The organism is Saccharicrinis aurantiacus (genome assembly GCF_001660705.2).
Classification (GTDB): domain Bacteria; phylum Bacteroidota; class Bacteroidia; order Bacteroidales; family Marinilabiliaceae; genus Saccharicrinis; species Saccharicrinis aurantiacus.
Genome location: NZ_LYBV02000017.1, coordinates 142135 through 162616, shown reverse-complemented (window position 1 = coordinate 162616; position 20482 = coordinate 142135). Strand labels below are relative to the sequence as shown.

Sequence of the window (20482 nt, the reverse complement as noted above, 5' to 3'; positions counted from 1 at the left end):
AACAATGAAGAAATTATATATCACAATTAGTTTAATATGCACTGTGTTATCCTTACAAGCTCAAAAACAATTGAGCTTGGAGGAAGCACGACTATCAGCTTTGGAGTATAATAGGTCTTTAAAAGTATCTGAATCTCATAAACAAGCAGCCGAAGCACAAAAGAAAGATGCTTTTACTAACTATTTACCATCTTTTGCGGCAAGTTCTTCAGCAAGCATTATGCCTGGTACAATAAGTACCGGAGAAATGTTTTTACCAACAGCAGCTAGTCCAGCAGATGCAATGGCTGGTAGTTATAATGGAGTAGCACATATGCCAAATTCAGAAATTGATAATTTTACTTTCATAATGGCTGATGTAAGCGTGCAACAAGCTATTTATGCAGGAGGTAAAATCAGAACGGCCAATAAAATGGCTGAGTCGGGAATAGTGATTGCTGAACAAGCATACCAACTTAAAGAATCAGAAGTAATATTGAATACTGATGAAGCCTATTGGCAATTGGCTGCTTTACGAGAAGGAGTTATTCTAGCAGAAAAATATGTTCAAATGTTAGATACTTTAGAAGGTCAGTTAAATGCTTCCTATGAATTAGGTTTGGTTCCTAAAAGTGAACAATTAAAAGTAAAGGTGCAAAAGAACGATGCTGAATTAAGCCTTCTTAGAGCAGGTAATGGATACAAAATGTTACAAATGAATTTGTGTCAGGTTATAGGTTTACCACTAGATACTGAATTTGAGTTAACGGAACGTGTAGATTTTAATCCAACATTACCAAATTTAGTAAATGGCAATGTTTTAGCACAAGATCAACGTCAGGAACTAAAAATTTTACAAGAGCAAGGTAATATAGCCGGATATGAAAAGCGTATGGTTAATGCTGAATACTTACCACAATTGGGTGCTCAAGCTGGTTATAATTATTTTAAAATTGATAATCTGATTGATGATGCACAGTTTATGGTTGCTGCTTCATTGCATGTTCCCATTTTTAATTGGAATCAGCGCAAACACAAACGCGTTGTAGCTCAAACTAAAATTGATGAAGTAAACTATAACTTAGAAGACACAAAGGAGTTTATTCAACTAGAAGTGCAGCAAATACAATTAAAATTACAAGAGGGTTTTGAAGAAGTTCTTTGGGCACAACGTAATAAATCTGAAGCTCAGGAAAGTTTAGAAGAAACACAACTTAGTTTTGATGTAGGCTTAAATACAACTACTGATTTATTAAATGCTCAAGCTACTTGGCAAAATGCTCAAGCTAAAGAAGTTCAGTCCTTAGCAAATTTTGAAATATTGAAAACACAATATTTAAAAGTAATTGGTTCGCTATAAGTATTGAGATTATAAGATTTTTTATAATATTACGATTGTCTAAGTATATTAGGCAATCGTAATAGTTTAAGGTGAGTGAGAGATGGTTAGAAAGGGCTTTATAAAAAGAGATTGTGACTTTATATTTCGTAGAAGTAGAATGCAACTTAAAGAACGATTATCAATAGTTCTTTTAATGTCAATATCATTTTACCTAATAATCTATCGTTTAATACTGAAAGATGTTGATTTTGAGTGGGTATCGTTATTTATAATTAATATTAGTTTTATACTAGGAACTGAAGTTATTTTCCTTTTTGATAGATTAATAGATAAAAAATATCCTTGGCATCAGGAGTTAAAGAAAAGACTTTATTTACTGGTCGTATTTAGTATATCATGGCTGCTTCTTTTTCGTTTTCTTGTACCATCACTAGAAACAGCATTCATTTATCAAGTCATACATGATTCCGAAACGTATAACTTAGTGTTCGTAGTAGGGGTGCTATTTATGATTATTTATGTGACCATAACTATTGCCAGAAATCATCACAATAGCCTCGTTTATTTTATGTTAGAGAATGAGCTGCTAAAAAAAGAAAAAATAGAAAACGATTATAAGCAATTAAGCGATCAACTAAATCCTCATTTCTTATTCAATAATTTAAGCACTTTAATTGCAATAATCCGAAGCGACCAGAAAATGGCCATTACATTTGCTGAAGATTTTACGGATGTATATAGATATGTACTCAGTAACAGTAGCAAAGATGTGGCAAGCTTAAGTGAAGAATTAGACTTTTTAAATGCGTACATAAACTTGCATAAAACAAGAATAGGTGAAGGACTTACTGTTACCTTTAATATTGAAGAAAGTGTGAAACACTTTAAGGTTCCTTATTTATCCTTGCAAATATTGGTTGAAAATGCGATAAAGCACAATATCACATCAAAATCAAAACCTTTAAGTATTACCATCTCAACTAACAATAACTGCATAGTAGTTGAGAATACTAAACAACTAAAGGAATCAACCTACAGTACAAAAACGGGTTTAAATAACCTCAATCAAAGATTATCAATACTCAAAGGTGAGGAACTCGAAGTAGAAGAAACAGATTCAATTTTTAAGGTATCAATCCCATTAATACAGTAATAATATGACTTTAAATTATATAATTATAGAGGATGAAGCACTAAGCGCTCAAATGCTTGAGTCAATGATAAAAGACCTAAGGCCTGATTGGTCCTACTTAAAAACTTTTGACAGTGTTAATGATTCTGTTGCTTGGTTAACTGATAATGAGGCACCTGATATCATATTTCTAGATATACAATTATCTGATGGCTTATGCTTTTCTATCTTCGAGAAGGTAAAAGTAGATAGTGCTATTATTTTTACAACGGCTTATGATGAGCACGCCATGCGCGCCTTTGAGCTAAATAGTGTTGATTATATTTTAAAACCAATTAAAGAAAGTTTACTAGTTAAGGCTATTGAAAAGCTAGAATCTGCCATTGATGTATTTTCTAATAGACAAGACCATACAGAGCAGTATACGGATTTATTAAAAGAATTAAAGCTTAATAAAAAAAGCTATAGAAAGCGTTTCTTAGTTTCTCGTAGAGATCAAATGATCTCTGTACAATTGAAAGAAATTGCTTATATATTTTTCGAAAACAAAATTACTTATGCAATAGGTTTTGATGGCAAAAGATCCATTATCAATTTTACATTAGATAAGCTTGAAGAAGAGTTGGATCCTGATATGTTTATCAGAGCCAATAGGCAAGCCATTGTTAATATTGAAGCTATTAGTAGTTTAGAACAGTACTTTGGCGGAAAGTTAATTGTAAAGCTCTTACCTGAATTAGATTATAAATTAATGATAAGCAGAGCAAGAGCAAGTGTATTTAAAGATTGGTTAGATAATTAACTGCCTTAAGTACCCGAATTAACTACCTTTGAGTTAATGTTGGTCATATGATCAGCTAAAGCACTTATAACTTTTCTGCTATTTCCCACAAATACCTTATCATTTACAATAAAAATAGGTCGTTTAAGCAAGGTGTACTCATTTAAAATGTAGCGTCGTATTTGTGCTTCTGTAAGTTCTTGAGAATGTAAACTAAGCTCTCTGTACTTGCGCGCCTGACGATTGAAAACAGAAGCATAACCTCCGGTTAATTTACTTAAATGGTCAAGCTGTATCGCAGATATAGGCATTTCCTTCAAATCCTGAAATATAAATGAAGAGTCAGGATTAATTTCTTTAATTATTCTTCTACATGTACTGCAGGTCGATAAATAGTAAATCTTTTTCATACTATTAGATTATTTCTACACCGTGATAGGAATTAATAATGTGGTAAAATTACGCAATATGCCTTTACCTATCGAGCATTGTACGCATAAGTGCCTTATCTTTTTATGAACAGTTAAATCTTAATGATTAAGGCCAAAAAAGAACATTTTTAGTAGGATAGGGGCTAACACAATTATTTAGAACAATATCAGGCGTTTTTTTCTAGGAGCATTTTGGAGTATAAACCATTTTATTATAGTAACTTATATTAATAGTTGTAAAATCTGAGTTACGTAATCTAAATCGGAAAAAAAATAGTGTATATTGCACGCATAACAGTAAAGTAAGTATAAGATGGCAAATATTAGAGAATTAAAAAAAGATATCAAATATTTAGTAAGTGAGTTATTAACTCAAGTGTATTTAAAACAAGGAGAGATTGATAAGAAAGACGAGGAGGAAGTTGTTGAAATAATGGTTGAAACATTAAAGATGCATAACGAATTTATTGCCAGAGCAAGTCATCCTGACGGTAAAGACAATCCGGAAATTGTTAAAGCTTACTACAAAAAATTGCGTAATGATGTATTAGACACTACAGCAAAACTTTTTGAACGCATCGGAAAGCTTTAGTATAAAATATAAGACCTCTCATTCAAAATTAGAGTCTGCAGATTACAAGACCTTAGTTAATATTTATTAACTAAGGTCTTTTTGTTTTACAGTTTGTGTATAACGAATAGTTTATCTGTACATTTGTATTGCATAAATAATACTTCATGAGCGATCAACAAACCAACGTAAAAGAGTTAGAATTTCAATCCATACCTAAATTATTGTGGCGCTATTTTTTACCAGCTTTTGCAGGAGTGATAATCAACTCTTTGTATAATATAGTCGATCGTATTTTTATCGGACAAGAAGTTGGTGCTCTTGCCTTAGCCGGACTAAGTGCTGTATTTCCTATTATGATTATAATGATGGCTTTTGGTATGTTAGTTGGTATGGGAGCGGGTGTGCGTATTTCTATCAATCTTGGCAAAAAAGACTTTAATAGAGCGGAGCATGTATTGGGTAATGCATTTATTTTAATGATTATTGTTTCAGTAATTATTAGTGTATTGGGTTTAGCATTGAATAAGCCACTTTTAGGTTTCTTTGGTGTTAACTCTGAAACTACAGCTTATGCCCGCGAATATTTGCACATAATTTTAGGCGGTACTGTTTTTAATATATTAGGTTATGGATTAAATAACTTAATTCGTTCAGAAGGAAGTGCAAAAATAGCAATGCTTTCTATGTTGATTAGTGCAGGTATCAATATTGCGCTTGATTATCTCTTTATTGTTGTATTACATATGGGAGTTTCTGGAGCGGCCTATGCAACTGTTATTTCACAAATTGCTTTAACCATTTGGGTAATTACTCACTTCAGAAGTAAGCGCTCAGTTATCAGGTTGCGTACCAGTAAAATGTGGCTAAAAAAGGATATTGTATGGTATATATTTACCATAGGATTTGCACCTTTTTCAATGCAATTGGCCTCAAGTGCTGTTTTTGGAGTGTACAATATTCAGCTAATTAAATATGGTGGCGATATGGCTGTTGGTGCTTTGGGTGTAATTATTAGTGTGGCCATGTTAATGGTTATGACCATTATGTCAATAAACATGGCTATGCAACCTATAATTGGGTTTAACCATGGAGCCAAACGCTTTGATAGAGTTCACCAAACACTAAAAATAGCCATGATATCAGCTACCATTATTTCCGGATTTGCATGGGGTGTAGTGGAGTTGTTTCCAGAGGCTATTATACAATTATTTAACGATGATAATGCAGAGTTGTTAGCTATTGGAACAAGAGGTTTGCAAATATTCGTGTTATTCCTTCCTATAATTGGTTTTCAAATAATAATTGGAAATTATTACCAATCCGTAGGTAAAGCAGGATTAGCTACTTTATTATCTATGCTCAGACAAGTGATATTTTTAATCCCATTACTTTTTATTTTACCAAAATATTATGGACTAGAAGGAGTTTGGGCGTGTGCACCCTTATCCGATGCATTATCAGCTCTAGTATGTATTATATTTGTAATTAGAGAGTTTAATAAGTTGAGTAGTCTAATTAAGATTCATAACACCTAAAGGTGAGGTTTTTCTAATTTTATTTTATTGATAATATTAATCCCGCAAAAGCTCCATATCCTATACTATTCCAAGGGTTAGAAGTTATGGCACAAGAGCCGGAGCTACAGCCAATAAAATAGTAGTAAGCATAGCCTAAGCCAGCACCAATTAAAATAGCAAAAGTGATCTTATACCAATTTTGTTGTTTTATTTTATCCCAAATCTTCATACTTTCGATAATTATTTTGCGTAAAGGTATTAAAACATCTATAAATGTCGATATATAAATTATTAATTTTAGCATTTCTATTTTCTTCGAATCTAATAAATGCACAATCCTCTTATCAATTAATTGAAGATAAGTTACAGGAGGTTAGTAAGATCAAAGATTTAAATGAAAAAAAGTATCAGTTAGCTTTACTTGTAAATTTATTTAAAAACATTTTGGTTAAAAGTGTTGAAAGCTACGAACTAGGTGACACAGCAATTTTTAAGAAGACGAAAACTAGCGACTCAAAATATACTGTGTATTATTACAATACTTTATTAGAGGCTCAAACAAACCGCCTAGATTGGTTTATAGTTTACGGAGATATCAATCAAAAAAAAGTAGTTCATCAATCCATTAACATCAATTTAAATAATTATAATAAAAATAGTGCGTCAACAAATTTCAAAATAGAGGTAACGCCACTGCAAAAAGGGGATAGTTATATTTATCCGCTTACGATTACACACCTTGCTTCAATGAAAATTTATAAGCAATATGTTGATGTGGCCTCACAATGTTTATTCGAAAATTTACTTAACTACAAATCTGATACTGATCGTTTACAACAGAATGATTTGCTTGAAAAACGTTTGCAAGTATTATTTGATGAGCCAGAGTATTTTGAGAATAAATTTGAGGGCTTAAAACATCTGTCTACTTTACATTCTGATGATGGCAAAGTGAAAGTCTGTACATGGAATGTGGAACTAAGTGAGGTAAATACAAAATTCTTCGGTTCAGTGATTACTAAGCACGACGATGGCACAGTAACTCAAATTCCATTATACGATAAAACAGAGTCTATTCGTAGTCCTGAAAAAGCACAACTCACTCAGAAAAAATGGTATGGAGCTGTTTATTACGATATAATTACAGTAAAAGATAAGCCGAGCAATTATTATATTCTATTAGGTTTTAAGCCTAATAACGAAATGACAAAGAAGAAGGTTATTGAAACATTAGCATTAAGCTCTAATAAACAAGTTCGTTTCGGTAACTCGGTATTTCAAAACGATAGATTTGTTGATAAACGCGTAATCTTCGAATTCTCAGCAAGTGTAAACATGATGCTTAGGTACGAAAGAGAAAATGAAAGAATTATACTCGATCATCTTGCGCCACCTGAAGATTTATACAAAGGAAATTATCGTTTTTACGGACCCGATTTTTCTTATGATGGCTACCTTTTAGAGAAAGGGAGATGGAAGTTACAAAGAGAGATAGATGTTAGAAATCCTAAACCAATAAAATAATACAAGTAAAAGATATGGAAGTTTTTGCAGAGAAATTTGATGATATAAAAATATTACGATTTGAGGTTCCTGGTTTTGAGAATTTACCTCTAAAAAAGAAATTATACATATATTATTTAAGTCAGGCAACTTTAGCTGGGCGCGATATATTATGGGATCAGCATTGCGAACCCAATTTATGGTTGCGCGAAATTTTAGAAGCCATTTATACAAAGGTTAATGATAATACCAACGATGATTGGGATGCTTTTGTGGTGTATTTAAAAAAGGTATGGTTTTCAAGTGGAATTCATCACCATTATAGCACAGATAAGTATACGCCTCATTTTTCACGGGAGTCATTTGTTAGTTGGTGCAATACTTTGGGTTTAGCTACAGAACATCAAAGAGAATTATTAAAAGTTATTTTCGATGAGAACTATTTATCAAAACGCGTAAATAGCTCGCCTAGTGTTGATATGATTCAGCAATCAGCAAATAACTTTTATAAAGGAGTAAGTCAGTCTGAAGTGGAAGAGTTTTACGCAAATCAAAAGGCAAACAGCAGTAATAAAAATTTGTCATTTGGGCTTAATTCAAGATTGATAAAAGAAGACGATACAATTTCTGAAGAAGTTTACTCAGCTCAAGGTAAATACGCAAATGCGATTTCTCATATAATTGAGAACCTTGAAAAAGCTAAACAATATGTTGAAAACACAAAGCAAGAAGAGTTAATTTCAGAATTGATAGCGCATTATCAAACAGGAGACCTTGAGAAATTTGATGCCTATAGTATAATGTGGATTCAGGCACTCGATGGCGATGTTGATTTTATTAACGGATTTATCGAAACATATGGCGATCCGATGGGCGCAAAAGCTACTTGGGAAGGTTTGGTTGAGTTAATTGATGATGAAGAAACAAAAAAGGCTACAATTATTGCCGAAAAAGCAGAATGGTTTGAAGCAAATGCTCCCATCGACGATAGCTTTAAGAAAGGAGCCATAAACGGTATATCTTTAAAAGCAATTGGAGCTGTAATGCTTGGTGGCGATTGTTACCCGGCAAGCCCTTTGGGTATTAACCTGCCAAATGCTGAGTGGATTAGAGAACAATATGGCTCAAAATCAGTAACCTTAACTAATATTGCCAATGCCCACCACAAAGCTTCCCTAAGTTCAGGTTTTCTCGAAGAGTTTACCTTAACTGAAGAGGAAGTTGCCCTAGAAAAGAAATATGGTAGCTTAGCAGATAATTTACATACCCACTTGCACGAATGTGTAGGCCATGGTTCTGGTAAAATGAAAGAAGGGGTAACATCTGAAGCTCTAAAAGCTTATGCTTCTCCAATAGAGGAGGCTAGAGCTGATTTGTACGGACTGTATTTTATGTACCATCCATATTTAATAGAATTGGGTTTAATACCTAATTTAGATGTTGCAAAAGCCCACTTTACAAGTTATATCCGTAATGGTTTGTTAACACAAATAACCCGAATTAAACTAGGTTCTGATGTTGAACAAGCACATATGCGTAATAGGCAGTTAATTGCCAAATGGTGCTTTGAAAAGGGGTTGGGAGAAGTTATTGAAGAAGTTAAGAAGGAAGGTAAAACGTATTACTTCATTACTGATTATGATGGACTTCATGATTTATTTGGTGAACTTTTACACGAAATTCAGCGCATCAAGTCAGAAGGAGATTATGAATCTGCTAAATATCTAATAGAAACTTATGGGGTTAAAATAGATCAGAACCTTCATGCTGAAGTATTAGAGCGTTTTAAGCAATTAGAAGTTCCTCCTTTTACAGGATTTCTAAATCCTAATATGAACCTAAAATATGATGGAGATAAAATATGCGATGTTTTATTAGATTATAACACCAATTATGCAGAGCAGATGCTAGAATATTCTGAGAATTATGGATTCTTAGAATAAGTAATTATTATAAAAAGGTTAAGGGTACAAGCAATTGCTTTGTACCCTATAATTCGAAGGTTTATATTATTATTCGTTCCAAATATCCCAAGCTTTAGCAGCTTGCAGGTGAAGCATTTCTAATCCATTCTTAATTTGAGCATTGTTCTTCTTTCCTTCAGCTAAAAATTGAGTCACTTCAGGATTGTATACTAAATCGTAAAACAGGTGTTTTTCGTTACAAAATTGATAAGGAATATCAGGCTTGCCATCAACCTTCGGATACATGCCCAAAGGCGTAGAGTTTATAATTAAAGTATACTCTTCCATAATGGATTCAGTTAATTCATCATAACTCAATATTCCACCTTTAGCAGTTCTCGATACGTATTTAAACGCAATATTCATTTTCTTTAATGAGTATTCAACGGCTTTAGCAGCTCCGCCTGTTCCTAAAATGAGAGCTTTTGTATGATGAGCCTTTAGTAAAGGTTTAATCGATTGGGTGAAACCATATACATCAGAATTATGACCTATAAGCCTTGGTTTCTCTTTATTTGTCCAATCGAATTTAATTACATTAACCGCTTTTATCTCTGAAGCATCGGGCGAAAGCTCATCTAAATATTGCATTACTTGTTCCTTGTAAGGAATTGTTGCGTTAAGTCCTGCTATATATGGGTGCTTCTTAATTAATTCTGGAAAATCGTTAATTGACTCTATCGGGAAGTTTAAATAACGGGCTTTAATAGATTCTGTTTCAAATTTATCAGAAAAATACTTTTGTGAGAATGATTGGCTAAGCGGATAGCCTATTAATCCGTAGGTTTTCATATCTAAATGAATTAACTTTTAATATATTATTTCTATTCTGCTTTACTTTGTTTAGCTCCTAAGTATTCTGTTATCCAGATACTGAAAACACCCAAAGCAATAAAAACTAAGGCAATAAAGAATTCGCTGTTAAGTGAAGGTAATTGCCAATCGTATCCCACAGTTTTAACCTTCTCTCCAAATGTCTTTGTAATCTCCTGTTTCCACGGCCATAAAATACCTAGTGAGCCTAATACAAATCCGGTTAGCATTGAAATTGTTTGATCTTGATATTTTTTTAACAACCACGAAAGAAAATGAGAGAATGCTAATAAGCCAATTCCAGCACCACCAACCACAGGAAGCAATATTTTAAGGTTTAATTCGCTAACAGCATCAACCATTATAAGTTGGTAGTTACCCAATAAAATTAATACGAAAGAACCTGATAAACCAGGTATTATCATACTACACATGGCTACAATACCGCATATAAATAAATACAACATACTATCATTCTGAGAAGCTGGTGTTGTTATGCTGATAAAAGCCGCAATAGCTGTACCTATTATAAATGTAATTATTGTTGAAGCATTCCATTTACCCACTGTTTTTCCAACAAAATAGATGCTGGCTAATACTAAGCCAAAGAAGAATGCCCAAATATAAATAGGGTAGGCTACAAATAAATACTTAAACAATCGGGCTAAGGAGATGATAGCTATGCCAACGCCAAGAAATACAGAAATAAGAAAGCCTAAGTCAATATGTTTAGCAAAGTTCTTAAATTGGCCTGATAATAACAGTCTAACTGCTTTTATATCGAATGATTTTATAGCATTTATTAATCTCTCAAAAATACCAGTAATTAGTGCGATAGTTCCTCCTGAAACTCCTGGAATTACATTTGCAGCTCCCATAGCAGCACCTTTTAATATATTGCTAGAAAATTCGTTTAGTTTTGTCATTATGTTGATAGTTTTTTGTGATTAGATAAAGAAACCAAAAATAATACAATTACTTAAAAAAAAAAGAGGTCGCAACACGACCTCTCCAATTATATAGCTTAATAAAATTTGTTTAAAGGAAGCTTAAAAGTGTATCACCTCTTAATCCTAAACGAAGCGTTTCTAATGGAATTACTTCATTTGGTGCGATGTTACCCAAGTTTACATTGGCATCAAAATGATTGATAAACCAAACCTGTTGAGATTTTTGAGGGGATTCCCATAGTACATTTTCTGCAACTACTTTTTCTTTAATCTCTTCAATCAATTCAGTATTTGCAGAACCATCGCTATTATAAATACCAATGTTGCCACTTTCACGAGCTTCAGCAATAACTTTCCACGAACCAGCTTGTAATTCTGTTTGCATCATGTAAACCCACTCTTTGTTGGTAATAACTTTATCACCCATTTTTGAGCCTACTTCAGATAATACAGTAACTTGTTCTGATAACCTACGAATGTACTCTAACTTTTCATCATGAGGAATTGGAAGTGCACCATCAGATACTTCAGCATACTCCATTTTGTATTTATCTAAATACCTTCTGTAGTCATCAAACATTCCGCGAGCAACAAAAGCTTCAAATAATGTACCACCAAAATAGGTTTTACATTGTGCATTTTTATAAATAGCAAGCTTATCTTCAAGACTGTTAGTAATTACTGATGTTCCAAAACCAAACTTAACAAGGTCAGTAAATTTTGATGAAGATGCTACAAAGTTTTCGCTTTCTCTAAGACTTAAGCCTTTGTCCATCATCATAGTTAATCCATATTCGCGGTTCTTCTCAGGACGTTCCGGAATATTGGGTAATTTTATATTCATCTGTCGATTATTTATATCTTCTTTTAAAATAGAGCCAAAACTATCACAAAATATTGTATTAACCCAATTTTATTAACAAATACACTTATGATACTTGGTGGTTATTTATTAATATAAGATGCAATTTTAGGGATGTTTGTAAGTTGAGGGTATTTATTTAAAACTAAATCTAAGTCATCAGGCAATAACTGTCGAGCCATTACTAGGTGAGCTAAAGATTGTTTATTGTCATTTTCTTTATTATAAATAATGGCGGCTAAATAATGCAAGGCACCATTAGTATGATCCTTAATTAGTAGTTTCTCAAGAAATGTGATGGCATCAAAGTCACTCTCCGATTCTTCTAAAAATTGATACATTTCAATCCAATTCAAGGTATCTTCGTGTCTATTAATAAGCGCTTTCTTCAAGCATCTTTTTGCTTCGGTCTTATTTTTAGCTTTTCGATGACTTTTACCAAGATACAACCAAAGTTGAGAAGATTCGGGAGTAATATTTAAAGCCTGATCAAAAGCCTCAATACTTGTTTTATAATCTCTATTTTCATAAGAAGTTCTTCCTAATGCCTCTAATGCCTCGATATGCTCAGGGTCAAGCTCCGCTGCTAATTTATAAAACCTATTTGCTAATTGAAGGTTACCTAAATTCTCCCAACAATCACCCATGTAATAATAAGTTAATGGGGTAAATAAGCTTAGTATAATATGCTCAGTATAACTATCCAAAGCTTCCTGATACTTTTCTAAATGTGCCAAGCTATTAGCTTTGTTGTAATAAGCTTCGCTTAATTCAGGAGAAATAGCTAAGGTCATGTTATAAGCATGTATGGCTTTTTCGTATAAATCTAGTTTATTATATAATATACCCAGATTATACCATGCTGTATCAGAGTATGGGTTTATGTTTAGAAGTTGATTGTATACTTCTACGCCTTTGTCAAAGTCATTTAACTTATCATAAGCATAAGCTAACTCAAATAAAATATTTTCCTGCTTTGGAAATTTACCCTTATAATAACACAGTAAGTTTCTTGATTCATTGAAAAACCCATGTTGATTAAGGGTAAAGCTAATTTCAAAAACAAAATCGCTTAATTCGTCACCACTTGCTAATTTTAATGCTTTCTCAAAGTTCTTTATGGCCAGAGTTCTATTTTTCTGATGCGTATGTATAATGCCAATATTAAGGAAAACCTCACTATTTGTTTTTTCTACCTTTTTAAGATAATCGAGTATTCTTAAAGATGCAGCGTATTCGCATCTCTCAATTAGTATAGTACTGTATTTAAGCTGAAGAGAAGTAGAATCGGGGTGTTGTCGCAATCCCATGTCTAAGGCTATTTCAGCCTTTTCGTACATGTTATTCTCGTTATAATGATCAAATATCGATTCAATTTGATGAACATCGAAGTAAGATTCTGATCGTTGCTTAATAAGTGACTCAAATCGTTCAATCTCCCCATTTGGTTGATTGTGATTTTCTTGCGAGAAATCTTGCATATATATACTTTGCTGTTAACTGTACAAAAATACCAATTATTTACCTATAAACAACATCTTATTGTTAACAAAGGTTAAGTAAATAATACCCTAGACGTTAGTGTAATAGGGCTTTTGCTTTAAAATGAATTCGAAAAAGTGAATTACACCTACTAAATAAAATAAGCCAATTATTTGTTCTTTAATTAGCTTATTCTATTTCAGTTTTTTAGGGTAATTACTTAATGTTGTTCAGAATATTCTGGTTGATGCTCAGGACGAAGTAAATCGTTTATTGTTTTAACCGGATTAAAAGTACTGATTGGCACTTCTACAAATAGGGTTATCCAATCTGACATAGCACCATTCCATAAACCAGGAAGCTCAAGCGCTTTTAAATCTTTCCCGTTAAGAGATTTTGCAGAAATAAAACCTGTTTTAGGATCTACAAATTCTAGTAAATCATATTTTTCTCCCTTGTGATTGTTAACTCCACAGATTAAATCCACAGGATTAAAATGTGTACTCTTGCTTACAAGCTCTTTTTTTATCGGGTCATTTAAGTCAATTTGTGAACTTTCAACAACTTGCAATGAAGTTTCTCCATGTTTACCAACTCCCCAAAATGGGCCACCTCCTGGTTCACCTTCATTTTTCACCATACCACATACTCTTATTGGTCGGTTTAACTTTTTGTTAATGAAATTTACTTTCTCTTCATTAGATGCCTTAAGTACATCATCTGGGACAATAATTTGTAATTCAGTTTTAATAACTTCTAAATAGCTATTTAGATCTTTGTTATCTGCACTATTTGATTCAAGATCTTTCAGTATATCAAAAACTTTTCCTTGGTAAAAGCATAGAACACCAGCTAAGGCTTCTTTATATTGTATGGTGTCTTTTAAGCGATATTCAGGACTAACATTATCAATATTCTTTATAAAGATAATATCGGCATAAATATCATTCAGATTCTCAATTAAAGCACCGTGACCACCTGGTCTGAATACAATCTGCCCTTTTGGGTTTCTGAAAGGTGTATTGTCTTTGTTAACTGCAATTGTGTCTGTCGACGATTTTTGAGTTGAATACGTGATTTTATACTGAACATCAAACTTTGCTTCGTATAAAGGCAACTTTTTATTAACAATTTCCTGAAAAAGTGCTTGATGATTTGGTGATACCGTAAAGTGAATTTGTACCTCGTTATGATTGCTGCAGCCATATAAAGCTCCTTCTATTAAATGCTCTTCAATGGGAGTGGTTTCTCTTACATCAGATAAATGAAACTTAAGAACGCCTTTAGGATAGATTCCATATTTTAATCCATCTTCTAAAAGTAGTTTACTAACAATTAAAACTCCGTTCTCGAATACGCTTTTTTCATCACTTAAATCTACTCCAGTGATTTTTTCAAGGTCTTTTGAAAAGGCAAAGTCATTAATGTGTGCTAATAAAGCTTTAATAGGACCCTCTTGTTCCATAAGTTTTTGTGCCTCTTCATCAGCATTTATGTATGTGAACAGATCTTTAAACATTCTAGTAGCTGCACCAGATGCAGGTACAAATTTTGAAACCGTATAATCGTTTTCTAAAGCAGCTCTGTAAAAATCTGTATAGGTTAGTTTACTTTCTTCATCAAGTTTAATAATACCATTTCCTATTGATGCTGGTTTTTCAATATTCATAAATGGAAATCCATTTTTGAAATGGTCTATTTGCGCAATAACCTTTTCAGGGCTAGTTCCTTTAGAAGATATTTGTTCTTTATCTTTTTCTGAAATCATGGTAGTCTTTTAAGTTTTGTGATTTAAATATAGCAATAGATTGTTAAAAATAGAATACTAAAACTCTATAATTAGATTTTTAAATATTCATTATTGATTGTTTTTTTACCTTTGCGGCTTGTAATTAGCTTCAAATAATATTTTGATTTAGTATGGCAGAAAACATATACGATTGGGGACATAGTAGACGGTTTAATGATTATAGTTCGTATATGCGAAGGTCTTTTGACGAGCGTGTTCAAAAAGTATCGATTGATGCAGGGTTTTCATGCCCAAATAGGGATGGGAGTAAGGGGCATGGCGGGTGTACCTTTTGTAATAATTCTACATTTAATCCTGCATACTGTAGTGAAGATGATTCAATAACAAATCAGATAAACACTGGCATTGGCTTTTTCTCAAGTAAGTATAAATCTCAACTTTATTTAGCCTACTTTCAAGCATATAGCAATACTTACGAAAGTATTGATGTTTTGAAAGAAAGATATACGGAAGCCTTATCACATCCTAAAGTAATTGGTCTTGTTTTAGGGACTCGTCCTGATTGCATTAATGATGAACTTTTAGAGTATTTATCAGATTTATCTAAAGAGTATTACATCTCTATTGAATATGGTATTGAATCGACCAATAATACAACTCTTGAGCAAATTAACCGAGGCCATAATTATGAAATTGGGGCAGAAGCAATTTTAAAAACTAGTGCAGCAGGAATTAATGTTGGTGCTCATTTAATTTTAGGCTTGCCAAATGAATCTCATGAAGAGATCCTTAATCATGCAAAGATTATATCTGAATTGCCTCTTGATTATTTAAAATTGCATCAATTACAATTGGTAAAAGGTTCTGTGATGGGAGAGCAATATTTAAAAAATCCGGAAGAAATGGATTTATTTACTGCAGACAGTTATATTGATATGGTAATAGGTTTTCTTGAGCTTCTGAATCCTAAAATAGTGATGGATCGCTTTATTAGTCAATCGCCAAAGGAATTTTTAATTGCTCCGAAATGGAATTTGAAAAATTTTGAGTTTGTAGCTAAGGTAGATAAACGATTAAAAGAAAGAGATACTTGGCAAGGTAAATTATACCCTGCCAAATAATCTTTTATTTAAATACTTTTTTTAGAATATCTGTAACTCTAGCTGCAGGATCTTGTCTAATTTTAGCTTCCTCTTCACTTAGTTTAAGAAAAAGACCATCAAGTGCTTTTTGAGTGAGGTATTTGTCAATCTCAGTTTCAACAGTTTTTAAATCAGCCATCTGTCCGAAAAAAGAACCTGCTATTTTATTGTAGTTTTTGGTTAATGTATCCCAAGTGTTTTTTGCAGATACACCGGCAACCAAATCCTTGCTTAAGGAAGCGTGAATTTTAGGTTGATATAACTCAAAAAGCTTTTGGTACGATTTACTCTTGAAATATTCTGTAGCGGCATTTTGTTCTCCATTTAAAATGGTCATTGCATCCGTGATGGTCATTTCCTTAATGGCATCCATAAAAATTGGCGTTGCTTCTTTGGCTGCATCTTCAGCGGCCCTGTTGATGTTTAAAATAACATCGTCTATTAGTTTTTGTCCGCCAGGAACCTTTGAAGCATTATCAATAATAATATTGGCTTCAGGGGGTAACAGAATCTTTACAAGGTCATCTTTAAAATATCCGTCTGTTGCACCCAGAATATTTACAGCAGAATCAGTACCTACCTTTAAAGCTTCTTTTAATCCTGCAGAAACATCAGCCTCTGAAAGCGGAGCATCAACAGGAAGACTTTGTGCTACTTTTTGCAATTCGGCGCAAGAGCTTATGAGTAAAGATAATAAGGCAATTGTGAATGTTTTAAATAATTTCATAAATTAAAATTTTCGTTTGCGTCTTGGTTTACTTGATTTTGTATTTTGAGACTCAGGCTTTTGTTTTTTCTTAAACTCCAGTTTCTTTCCAAAATGAATATCCTTTCCATTCTTAGTAAAAAGTTGATTCACTAATTCTTGTTGGTTTAACTGATTTAACAATGATTGAATACGTCGTTTAAATTCTGGTTTGTACCAAAATAGAAAAATTCTTTGATTTTGTTTGTCTTCTTTTGATTTTGCTGTATATGTTTTTTCTAAAGTGTAAGGATGATATCCTGAATAGAAAGCAACAGTAGCTACCGTCATTGGAGTTGGCGTAAAATCCTGAACCTGTTCTAATTTAAAATCTAACTGTTTTGTTTCAACTGCAAGTTGAGCCATATCTTCCATTTTACTGCCTGGATGGCTCGAAATGAAGTAAGGAATGATTTGCTGTTTTAAACCGGCTTCTTTGTTGATTATATCAAAGTCTTTTTTGAATTCGTGAAATAATTTAAAGCTAGGTTTTCGCATTTGTTTAAGAACAGCATCTGAGGTATGCTCAGGAGCCACCTTTAAGCGCCCGGAAACATGGTCAGTAATCAATTCTTTCATGTACACCTTATGGCTTTCTTTCTCTTCGTTTGAAGCCATTTTGTTATAAAGCATATCATATCTAACACCACTACCAATAAACGCCTTTTTAATAGAAGGCAAGGCGTTTACTTTTTTATATAGTTCAGTCATTGGTTTATGATCCGTATTAAGGTTTCCGCATATGTTCGGAAAAATACACGACGGACGGGTACAGCGCTCACAAATACGTAGCTCTTTACCTTGCATTTTATACATATTGGCACTAGGTCCGCCTAAATCAGAAAGATAGCCTTTGAAATCAGGCATCTTAGCAATTTCCCTTATTTCCTTAAGAACAGATTCTTCAGATCTTGACGCAATAAACTTACCTTGATGTGCTGAAATTGTACAGAAACTACAACCTCCAAAACATCCTCTATGTAAATTCACTGAGAACTTAATCATTTCAAAGGCTGGTATATTTCCTTTTTTATTGTATTTGGGATGTGGCAGACGGGTATAAGGTAAATCGAACGAAGCATCTAATTCATCAGAAGATAAAGGTGGGTAAGGAGGATTTATAATGATTTCTTCATCTCTAATAGGTTGGATTAATCTTGCAGCTTGCCATCGATTCGATTCTTCTTCAACATGCCTAAAGTTCTTGGCGTACTTAATTTTGTCCTTTAAACAATCTTCATGAGAATTAAGATAGAGGTCATTCCATTTCTTATTCTTTGGTAAATTCCCTTTTTCTTGAATAAAGGAGGTTTGAGGAACCGTTTTCAAGCTTTCAAATGGAACTCCTTTACTCAATAAGTGAAGAATTTCAGCAAGTGGTTTTTCTCCCATTCCATATACTAACAAATCAGCTTTTGTGGTTTCTAGTATACTTGGCATTAGCTTGTCCGACCAGTAATCATAGTGCGTTACACGTCTTAAGGATGCTTCTATGCCGCCAATTAATACCGGTACATCGGGGTAAAGTTCTTTTAGTATTTTAGAGTATGTTGTTGTTGCATAGTCTGGTCTAAATCCTGCCTTACCGCCAGGGGTATAAGCATCATCAGAACGAATTCTTTTATTAGCAGTATAATGATTCACCATAGAATCCATACTGCCTGATGTTACGCCAAAAAACAAATTAGGCTTGCCTAATTTCTTAAAATCTCGTAAGTCATCTCTCCAATTGGGTTGAGGAACAATGGCAACTTTAAATCCTTGCGCCTCAATAGTTCTGCCAACAACGGCAGCGCCAAAAGATGGATGATCAATATAGGCATCGCCACTAAATAAAATTACATCTATATCTTCCCAACCTCGTTCCTTTACTTCCTTAGCAGTTGTAGGAAGCCAATCTGACACTCTATATCTCACTTTTTTATTTGCAAAAATAGCTAAATAATAAGGAATTTAAGATGGATTAGTATGTTAATTGAAAATAAAGCTTCAATTAGCCTTCAATATGTAAAAAGATATTAACAAATGTACACCAATCATAAGTGTGAATAGATTAGTGTATTATGCTGGTATTTTAGCATAATAACTAAAGTATGTATTGTTTGTGTTAAAAACATAATATTAAGCAAATATTCACTTTAAATAAAAACATGTACTTTTGGGGTATACAACTTTATAATAAAATAAGTTTAGTATGTTGAAATTATCAAAGGAGGCGAAAGTAGGTTTAACGGTTTTAATAGGATTTGTTATCCTTATTTGGGGAATTAATTTCCTAAAGGGAAAGGGAGTCTTTTCTGGTGGTGAAAAATACTACGGACTTTATTCGCGTGTTGATGGATTAACTGAGGCAAGTCCCATATTCTATAAGGGTTTTAAAGTGGGAATTGTTAATTCAGTTGGTTTCTCAGAGAACAGGGAAGATATTATTGTTGGTATGAATCTGTATAGTGATGTACAGTTTAATAAAAATACTATTGCTCAAATATATAGTTTAGACCTCATGGGTACAAAAGGTATTAGGCTTGTGAATGGAGATAGTAAAGAGTTATTAGTGCCAGGAGATACATTAGTAACTTCAATTGCTGGAGATTTGGCTGATAAAGTTAGCCAAGAAGTTCTTCCACTAAAAAATAAGGCTGAGAATTTAGTAGTGAAAATTGATTCTTTATTGAGTAGTGTTAATAGTTTGTTTGATGAAGCCAATAAAGCTAGTATATCGGCCGGTATTCATAGCTTTGGTGTGACTATGAAAAATGTAGAAAGTATGAGTCATACTGTAAACTCAAATCTTTCTCCAGATGGTTCTTTAGGTAGAACTATGTCTAATATTGATTCATTAAGTTTTGTTCTGAAAAGTAATGGCGAAGCACTTTCTGGGATTATGAATAACTTGAATGAGGTTACTCAGCAAATGAAAGATGCTCATATAGATTCTATGGCTTCTAATATGAATAATGTTTTAGTCGGTGTTAACTCTATGCTCTCGGATATGAATAATGGGGTAGGAACTGCAGGAAAGTTATTAAAAGATGAAGAGTTATACTATAATTTAAATGAAGTTGCCACAAGTTTAGATCGATTACTAAATGATGTAAGGCATCAGCCTTCGCGTTATGTAAGGTTTAGTGCAGTAAGTTTTGGAGACGGAAAAGCTACTAATGAAGAGAAGGGTAATATAGTTTATAAAGTACAATTGTTAAAGGTTAAAGAACCAAGTGATATTAGAGGTGCTAATATTAATGATAATATTGTAAATGAAGATAGGCATGGGAAATACTTTATTTATACAATTGGTGCTGATGGTAATTATAAAAAAATAGAGGAATTACACACTCAAGTAAAAGATCAATATTCAAATTCTGAGATTATTGCATTAAAGGATGGAATTCCGGTTAAGGTTCCGAAAAATGTAAAATAAATTGAATGAAAACTTGAATATAAATTTTAGGGTCATTAAAAAAAATAAAAAAAAATCAGAGCATCTCCAACTGCTTTGTAATTAGTGGATTTAT

At 32.9% G+C, this 20482-nt stretch carries 18 protein-coding genes; 9 read left to right on the top strand and 9 right to left on the bottom strand.

Features of this window, described 5'->3' with window-relative positions:
* The first annotated feature begins 4 nt into the window (after positions 1-4).
* From A8B35_RS06515 to A8B35_RS06505, 3 genes are all read left to right on the top strand, one after another.
* Positions 5-1339, top strand: a complete 1335-nt coding sequence (locus A8B35_RS06515; protein ID WP_075602534.1) for a TolC family protein — start codon at positions 5-7, stop codon at positions 1337-1339.
* Positions 1340-1514: 175 nt separating this feature from the next.
* Positions 1515-2474 carry a sensor histidine kinase gene (locus tag A8B35_RS06510; RefSeq protein WP_171973164.1) on the top strand — a complete coding sequence of 320 codons (960 nt, stop codon included), beginning with the start codon at positions 1515-1517 and terminating at the stop codon, positions 2472-2474.
* A 4-nt stretch (positions 2475-2478) separates the two neighbouring features.
* Positions 2479-3255: a LytR/AlgR family response regulator transcription factor gene (locus A8B35_RS06505; protein ID WP_075602533.1), complete on the top strand. Its 777-nt coding sequence runs from the start codon at positions 2479-2481 to the stop codon at positions 3253-3255.
* Positions 3256-3260: 5 nt separating this feature from the next.
* On the opposite strand, the gene A8B35_RS06500 is transcribed toward A8B35_RS06505, so the two are convergent.
* Entirely contained in the window at positions 3261-3644 is a 384-nt protein-coding gene (locus A8B35_RS06500) for an arsenate reductase family protein (protein ID WP_075602532.1), read from the bottom strand.
* Between the two features lie 334 nt (positions 3645-3978).
* Here A8B35_RS06500 and A8B35_RS06495 point away from each other — a divergent pair, with 334 nt between their 5' ends.
* Together A8B35_RS06495 and A8B35_RS06490 are read left to right on the top strand one after the other, a co-directional pair.
* Positions 3979-4257 carry a hypothetical protein gene (locus A8B35_RS06495; protein WP_075602531.1) on the top strand — a complete coding sequence of 93 codons (279 nt, stop codon included), beginning with the start codon at positions 3979-3981 and terminating at the stop codon, positions 4255-4257.
* A gap of 146 nt (positions 4258-4403) precedes the next feature.
* Positions 4404-5774, top strand: coding sequence for an MATE family efflux transporter (locus A8B35_RS06490; protein WP_075602530.1), 1371 nt, complete (start codon positions 4404-4406; stop codon positions 5772-5774).
* Between the two features lie 19 nt (positions 5775-5793).
* Here A8B35_RS06490 and A8B35_RS06485 read toward each other — a convergent pair whose 3' ends face one another.
* On the bottom strand, positions 5794-5985 hold the full coding sequence (locus A8B35_RS06485; protein ID WP_075602588.1) for a DUF6132 family protein: 192 nt from the start codon (positions 5983-5985) through the stop codon (positions 5794-5796).
* Between the two features lie 44 nt (positions 5986-6029).
* Between A8B35_RS06485 and A8B35_RS06480 the strand changes: the two genes are divergently transcribed.
* Both A8B35_RS06480 and A8B35_RS06475 read left to right on the top strand, forming a co-directional pair.
* Entirely contained in the window at positions 6030-7280 is a 1251-nt protein-coding gene (locus A8B35_RS06480; protein WP_075602529.1) for a hypothetical protein, read from the top strand.
* Positions 7281-7294: 14 nt separating this feature from the next.
* The gene (locus tag A8B35_RS06475) at positions 7295-9202 is read left to right on the top strand and encodes a dipeptidyl-peptidase 3 family protein (protein ID WP_075602528.1); all 1908 of its coding nucleotides are present in this window, start codon (positions 7295-7297) and stop codon (positions 9200-9202) included.
* 69 nt (positions 9203-9271) lie between these two features.
* Here A8B35_RS06475 and A8B35_RS06470 read toward each other — a convergent pair whose 3' ends face one another.
* From A8B35_RS06470 to A8B35_RS06450, 5 genes are all read right to left on the bottom strand, one after another.
* Entirely contained in the window at positions 9272-10015 is a 744-nt protein-coding gene (locus A8B35_RS06470) for a shikimate dehydrogenase family protein (RefSeq protein ID WP_075602527.1), read from the bottom strand.
* A 32-nt stretch (positions 10016-10047) separates the two neighbouring features.
* Entirely contained in the window at positions 10048-10962 is a 915-nt protein-coding gene (locus tag A8B35_RS06465) for a DUF368 domain-containing protein (RefSeq protein ID WP_075602526.1), read from the bottom strand.
* 112 nt (positions 10963-11074) lie between these two features.
* Positions 11075-11830, bottom strand: coding sequence for a phosphosulfolactate synthase (locus A8B35_RS06460; RefSeq protein WP_075602525.1), 756 nt, complete (start codon positions 11828-11830; stop codon positions 11075-11077).
* 101 nt (positions 11831-11931) lie between these two features.
* Positions 11932-13329: a tetratricopeptide repeat protein gene (locus tag A8B35_RS06455; protein WP_075602524.1), complete on the bottom strand. Its 1398-nt coding sequence runs from the start codon at positions 13327-13329 to the stop codon at positions 11932-11934.
* 221 nt (positions 13330-13550) lie between these two features.
* Entirely contained in the window at positions 13551-15098 is a 1548-nt protein-coding gene (locus tag A8B35_RS06450) for a DUF4301 family protein (RefSeq protein ID WP_075602523.1), read from the bottom strand.
* A 152-nt stretch (positions 15099-15250) separates the two neighbouring features.
* Here A8B35_RS06450 and A8B35_RS06445 point away from each other — a divergent pair, with 152 nt between their 5' ends.
* Entirely contained in the window at positions 15251-16201 is a 951-nt protein-coding gene (locus tag A8B35_RS06445; RefSeq protein WP_075602522.1) for a TIGR01212 family radical SAM protein, read from the top strand.
* A 4-nt stretch (positions 16202-16205) separates the two neighbouring features.
* Here A8B35_RS06445 and A8B35_RS06440 read toward each other — a convergent pair whose 3' ends face one another.
* The gene (locus A8B35_RS06440; protein ID WP_075602521.1) at positions 16206-16949 is read right to left on the bottom strand and encodes a DUF4197 domain-containing protein; all 744 of its coding nucleotides are present in this window, start codon (positions 16947-16949) and stop codon (positions 16206-16208) included.
* Between the two features lie 3 nt (positions 16950-16952).
* Positions 16953-18884: a YgiQ family radical SAM protein gene (locus tag A8B35_RS06435; RefSeq protein WP_075602520.1), complete on the bottom strand. Its 1932-nt coding sequence runs from the start codon at positions 18882-18884 to the stop codon at positions 16953-16955.
* Between the two features lie 277 nt (positions 18885-19161).
* Here A8B35_RS06435 and A8B35_RS06430 point away from each other — a divergent pair, with 277 nt between their 5' ends.
* Positions 19162-20388, top strand: a complete 1227-nt coding sequence (locus A8B35_RS06430; protein ID WP_075602519.1) for an MlaD family protein — start codon at positions 19162-19164, stop codon at positions 20386-20388.
* The last annotated feature ends 94 nt before the right edge of the window (positions 20389-20482 follow it).

Excerpts from the sequence above, each read along its gene's own strand:
- A8B35_RS06460 (WP_075602525.1), bottom strand. The coding sequence starts at position 11,830 with ATGAATATAAAATTACCCAATATTCCGGAACGTCCTGAGAAGAACCGC.
- A8B35_RS06450 (WP_075602523.1), bottom strand. The coding sequence starts at position 15,098 with ATGATTTCAGAAAAAGATAAAGAACAAATATCTTCTAAAGGAACTAGC.
- A8B35_RS06490 (WP_075602530.1), top strand. The coding sequence starts at position 4,404 with ATGAGCGATCAACAAACCAACGTAAAAGAGTTAGAATTTCAATCCATA.
- A8B35_RS06515 (WP_075602534.1), top strand. The coding sequence starts at position 5 with ATGAAGAAATTATATATCACAATTAGTTTAATATGCACTGTGTTATCC.
- A8B35_RS06455 (WP_075602524.1), bottom strand. The coding sequence starts at position 13,329 with ATGCAAGATTTCTCGCAAGAAAATCACAATCAACCAAATGGGGAGATT.
- A8B35_RS06505 (WP_075602533.1), top strand. The coding sequence starts at position 2,479 with ATGACTTTAAATTATATAATTATAGAGGATGAAGCACTAAGCGCTCAA.
- A8B35_RS06510 (WP_171973164.1), top strand. The coding sequence starts at position 1,515 with ATGTCAATATCATTTTACCTAATAATCTATCGTTTAATACTGAAAGAT.
- A8B35_RS06480 (WP_075602529.1), top strand. The coding sequence starts at position 6,030 with ATGTCGATATATAAATTATTAATTTTAGCATTTCTATTTTCTTCGAAT.
- A8B35_RS06500 (WP_075602532.1), bottom strand. The coding sequence starts at position 3,644 with ATGAAAAAGATTTACTATTTATCGACCTGCAGTACATGTAGAAGAATA.
- A8B35_RS06470 (WP_075602527.1), bottom strand. The coding sequence starts at position 10,015 with ATGAAAACCTACGGATTAATAGGCTATCCGCTTAGCCAATCATTCTCA.
- A8B35_RS06475 (WP_075602528.1), top strand. The coding sequence starts at position 7,295 with ATGGAAGTTTTTGCAGAGAAATTTGATGATATAAAAATATTACGATTT.
- A8B35_RS06485 (WP_075602588.1), bottom strand. The coding sequence starts at position 5,985 with ATGAAGATTTGGGATAAAATAAAACAACAAAATTGGTATAAGATCACT.
- A8B35_RS06445 (WP_075602522.1), top strand. The coding sequence starts at position 15,251 with ATGGCAGAAAACATATACGATTGGGGACATAGTAGACGGTTTAATGAT.
- A8B35_RS06465 (WP_075602526.1), bottom strand. The coding sequence starts at position 10,962 with ATGACAAAACTAAACGAATTTTCTAGCAATATATTAAAAGGTGCTGCT.
- A8B35_RS06440 (WP_075602521.1), bottom strand. The coding sequence starts at position 16,949 with ATGAAATTATTTAAAACATTCACAATTGCCTTATTATCTTTACTCATA.
- A8B35_RS06495 (WP_075602531.1), top strand. The coding sequence starts at position 3,979 with ATGGCAAATATTAGAGAATTAAAAAAAGATATCAAATATTTAGTAAGT.
- A8B35_RS06430 (WP_075602519.1), top strand. The coding sequence starts at position 19,162 with ATGTTGAAATTATCAAAGGAGGCGAAAGTAGGTTTAACGGTTTTAATA.